At 51.3% G+C, this 4,702-nt stretch carries 3 protein-coding genes and 1 pseudogene; 2 read left to right on the forward strand and 2 right to left on the reverse strand.

Annotation, left to right across the window (positions count from 1 at the left end; all coding sequences use genetic code 11):
* Positions 1–1,004: pseudogene (locus ACJROR_RS13670) on the forward strand (response regulator); the annotation flags it as partial.
* Between the two features lie 87 nt (positions 1,005–1,091).
* Here the strand turns inward: ACJROR_RS13670 and asd are convergent.
* Both asd and ACJROR_RS13680 read right to left on the reverse strand, forming a co-directional pair.
* Positions 1,092–2,201 (reverse strand): aspartate-semialdehyde dehydrogenase, encoded by a 1,110-nt coding sequence (asd, locus tag ACJROR_RS13675; RefSeq protein ID WP_406040472.1) that lies wholly within the window; start codon positions 2,199–2,201, stop codon positions 1,092–1,094.
* A 214-nt stretch (positions 2,202–2,415) separates the two neighbouring features.
* Entirely contained in the window at positions 2,416–2,862 is a 447-nt protein-coding gene (locus tag ACJROR_RS13680) for a hypothetical protein (RefSeq protein WP_406547587.1), read from the reverse strand.
* Positions 2,863–3,742: 880 nt separating this feature from the next.
* Between ACJROR_RS13680 and ACJROR_RS13685 the strand changes: the two genes are divergently transcribed.
* Positions 3,743–4,702: pyruvate formate lyase family protein (locus tag ACJROR_RS13685; RefSeq protein ID WP_406547588.1), on the forward strand; the 960-nt coding region annotated here is incomplete at its 3' end.

The raw sequence follows: 4,702 nt of genomic DNA on the forward strand, positions 1-4,702 counted from the left end.
TGCTGACCCGCCGTCCTCTGATGACCGATGCCATTGAATACGTAAGCAAAAACTACATCTCCATGGGGCGAACCGATGAGGCCATCCGGAATATCAAGCACGCCGTGGAGCTGTCCCCGCTGTCCGAAAAGCTCCTTAATGTTCAGGTTTCCACCGCCATCGGAGCCGGAGACTTTCTGACAGCCCGGGACGGCGTGGCTTCCCTGCTTAACATCAAGAAGAATTCCCCGCATGATGTGGATAACCTGCTGGAAAGCTTTGCGGAATGCGAATTCATGTTTGCGGAGCAGTCCCGGGATCCCTTTCATATTTCAAACATCGAAAAGGTTCTGGGCAATATTGTGAGCCGCTATCAGAACTGCGCCTGCAAGCAGACATTCTCTCCCGACGTCTTCAGAACCATCTGCGAGGCCAGGATTTCCCTGATCCGCGGCGAAATCCACAAGAGCAAGAAAAAGCTGTATCAGCTATTGCCCCTTTTGCATGACAAGGACAAGGAAATCTCAGACAGTCTGAAAAAAGGCATGTACCTGGGATTCATGGCCATCGGAGAGTACGAGGTAGCCGCGCAAATCGCAGAAGCTCTCCCCGAATCCGAAGCTAATGATATTTCCGATCATATTCTGGACTGCTGCCTCGCGCAGAAAAAAACTGAACAGGCGGAACGCCGCGGCAAATATCAGGAGCTTAACTCCCAGGGCATCGACAAATACAATGCCGGCAATCTCACTGAAGCTTTGGAGCTCTTCAAGGAAGCGATCCGCAAGGTGCCGGGAAATACCAATGCCATTCTGAACAAAATTCAGGTGCTCATCGACCTAGCGGAACAGCAGCTCAGAGCCGGCTATCAGGAAAGCAAAAAAAGAGCCCGCAGCCTTATTATTGAATGCTCGTCCGATATGTCTCTTCTGGATGGCATCACGCTTTCCGAAGTTCAGGAGGAGCGCGCCCGGCTCCTCAGGAAGGACTATGCGGAAATTGAAAAGAAGGTCCTGGGAAAATAACCGGCAGGGATTCCGGAGAGAAAAACAACGCAAAAAAAATCCGGAGCTGATCCGGATTCTTCTCTATGCGATATTAAGAGGACTTAATTAAGCGATGAACTTCAGCATGCGGCGCAGAGGTTCAGCGGCGCCCCAGAGCAGCTGATCGCCCACGGAAAAGGCAGAAAGGAAGCCCTTGCCGAAATTAGGCGTGCGCAGACGTCCCACCGGAACGTTAAGGGTGCCGGTAACAGCTGCCGGAGAAAGTTCCTTTATGGTAACCTCCTTGTCATTGGGGATCACCCGGGCCCATTCATTATGAGCGGCAATCATTTCCTCCGCATCCTTGACGGTAATATCCTTCTTAAGCTTGATAAGGAAGGACTGGCTGTGGCAGCGCAGGGCGCTGATTCTGACGCAGTTCCCGTCCACCGGAATGGTTTCCGGAGCCAGTCCCAGAATCTTGTTGGTCTCAGCCATGCCTTTCCACTCTTCGCGGCTCTGCCCGTTAGGAAGCTGCACATCAATCCATGGAATCACGGAACCGGCAAGAGGCACCAGAAATTCCTTAACCGGAAATTCCGGAGAACGCATTTCATCTCTCACGGTCTTTTCGATATCAAGAATGGCGGAGGCCGGATCCTTCAGCTTGTCGGCAACGGAGCCATACAGCCGCCCCATCTGAGAAAGGAGCTCCCGCATATTCTTGGCGCCGGCTCCGGAGGCAGCCTGATAGGTGGAGGACTGAATCCACTCCACGCAATCGTTCTTAAAGAGACCGCCCAAGCCCATAAGCATGAGGCTTACAGTGCAGTTGCCGCCTACAAAGGTCTTAAGGCCGCGGTTAAGAGCATCGTCAATAACAGCCCGGTTAACCGGATCCAGGATGATTACGGCATTATCCTCCATTCTCAGGGTGGAGGCGGCATCAACCCAATAACCGTTCCAGCCGGCAGCCTGCAGCTTCGGATAAACGTCCTTGGTATAAGCTCCGCCCTGACAGGTAACAATAATGTCCATGCTCTTCAGGGCTTCCAGATTATTGGCATCCAAAAGAACACCGGCATCCTTGCCCCCGAATGACGGGGCCTTCTGACCTGCCTGAGAGGTGCTGAAAAACACCGGATCGATGCCGGCAAAATCGCCTTCCTCTTCCATACGGTTCATAAGCACGGAACCTACCATGCCGCGCCAGCCGACAAAACCAACTTTCTTCATAATAAAATCCACAAAAATGAAAAGTGATGACCGTGACAAACAGCTTCGGAACGCCGGTGCAGGTACTGCTTCTCCGGAGATCTGAAAAAACTGTGACAAAAATCTCTGACGGAATTATAACGGATCTCATCCCCGTCTGTTCAGTTTTTTGCCCCGGAACCGCAAAACGCCGAAAACGGCGCCGCCCGGGAAAAAACCGCGCGACGGCCGGAATTTATCCCGGATCCCCGCAGGAAAGCAGCAGGGTTCTTTTTTCGGGAGTGCCGGCTAAGATCATGTTCACCGTAATGGTGCCGCCGGCGCGGAAAATTGCTTTTACGGCATTATTGGAGCAAAAGCGATCGCTCACGGACAGGGAACGAAAGAGCTCCTCGGGGGTTTTGCCGGCATCGGCCGGCCCGGCCGGACGAAGGCCCCGGGGATCCCAGGAGAGCTCAAAGGTCACATTGTAATGTTCATCATAGGTCAGAGACTGCACCACCAGAAAGCCATCCGCGCTTTTGGCGGGAAGAGATGCTTTGACCGCATCAAGATCGCCCTGAAGAGATCCCGGGATGAGCGGAATCACGGTGGTTCGAAAAATACAGTAGAGAACAAACCCGATGCCGGCTGCCACAATATAGCCAAGATATGACACCGCCTTCTGTTTCGTGATTTTCATAAAACTCCGGGTAGCGAAAAACGGGAAGAATCCCGCGGGAGATTCCGATAATGCCGCCGGAACCGGGATATCAGAAAGTACCCGTCCGCGCCAGAGGAAATTTTACCGGAAGAAGCGGCGCAAGTAAAAAATGAGAGGCGGAAGTTAAACCCCTCCCTGCTCCATGCCGGTGAACTCAGCTCCTGAAGACGGCAAAACCTCAGATTCCTCCTCCCGGCTCCCGGAATCGCGCCGCATGAAATTTGATATTTTTCCGGTATCAAAATTTCAAAAAAAGCGGCAAAAATGAAAGTAAGAAAACCATGGTATTCACCGGGCGCAAACCGCATCATAACCGCAAAAATTCTGCTTTTCGGGGAATTTCTCAGACAAAACCGGCAAAAACGGTATTTATCAGAGAAAAAATCTCAGAAAAGTGACATTTGCCGCATTTTAAGCCCCTGATAATACGTAATTTTTGATAGAAAACTTTCATTCAACAGTGTTTTAAATCACTATTTCAAGATATTTTGTAATTAATTTTCATTAAAAAACTGTGTTTTATGTGACATAGCTCACAATTTTCACTAAAACCGCCGGATATAATAACAGCCATGAAGTTCCTGATGCTCGCAGACCTCGAAAAGAGCTGCCGGACAAGACCGCATCTCTTTCGCAATTGTTAAAAAACTGTGACCGTTGTATCATTAAGGAACCAAATAACACATCAGCTTTCAGCTGATAACTTTCGGAAAGAGACGCTATCAGAATCTTCCCGGAATGCGAACCCCGACCGCCGATTCCGGCAAAACGGCAACGGCCGGTCACGCAGCAACCAATGTCACGCCGGCCTCACCAGGGCATCAGGCGTTTTATCTACCTAAACCAACAGAGGTAAAAAATGGCAGAACTCAATGATCTTCAAAAGCAGGCATGGGCAGGATTCAAACCGGGCGCCTGGCAGGATTCAATCGATACCCGTGATTTTATCCAGCAGAATTACACTCCTTATGAAGGGGATGATTCCTTCCTTGAAGGTCCTACCGATGCAACCACCGCTCTTTGGAATCAGGTGATGGAAGGCATCAAGGAGGAGAACAGAACTCACGCTCCCCTGGATTTCGATCCCGATACTCCTTCCACCATCACCTCCCACAAGCCCGGCTACATCAACAAGGATCTTGAGCAGATCGTAGGTCTTCAGACTGATGCTCCTCTTAAGAGAGCCATTATGCCCTTTGGCGGCATTCGCATGATTCAGACCTCCTGCGAAACCTACGGCAAGCCTTTTAACAAGGAAGTTGAGAAGATCTTCACCGAATACAGAAAGACTCACAATCAGGGTGTATTCGATGTTTATACCAAGGGGATCAGAGACTGCCGCAAGAGCAAGGTATTAACCGGTCTTCCTGATGCCTACGGCCGCGGCCGCATCATCGGCGACTACCGTCGCATTGCCCTCTACGGCATTGATGCTCTCATGGCTGACAAGGCCAGACAGTTTGATTCCTATCAGGCTCAGCTCGAAAACCCCAAGGACGAAAGAGAGCTTGAGGATACCATTCGTTCCCGCGAGGAAATCAAGGAACAGTGGAAGGCTCTGGGCGAGCTCAAGCAGATGGCCGCTTCCTACGGCTGCGATATCTCCGGCCCGGCAAAGACCGCCAAGGAAGCCATGCAGGCTACCTACTTCGGCTATCTGGCTGCTGTTAAGTCCCAGAACGGCGCTGCCATGTCCTACGGCCGTACCGCTACCTTCCACGACATCTACATCGAACGCGATATCAAAAACGGCGTGCTCACCGAGAAGCAGGCTCAGGAGCTGGTTGACCACATGATCATGAAGCTCCGCATGGTACGC

It is taken from the genome of Succinimonas sp., assembly GCF_045225735.1.
Taxonomy (GTDB): Bacteria; Pseudomonadota; Gammaproteobacteria; order Enterobacterales; family Succinivibrionaceae; genus Succinimonas.

Excerpts from the sequence above, each read along its gene's own strand:
- ACJROR_RS13680 (WP_406547587.1), bottom strand. The coding sequence starts at position 2,862 with ATGAAAATCACGAAACAGAAGGCGGTGTCATATCTTGGCTATATTGTG.
- asd (WP_406040472.1), bottom strand. The coding sequence starts at position 2,201 with ATGAAGAAAGTTGGTTTTGTCGGCTGGCGCGGCATGGTAGGTTCCGTG.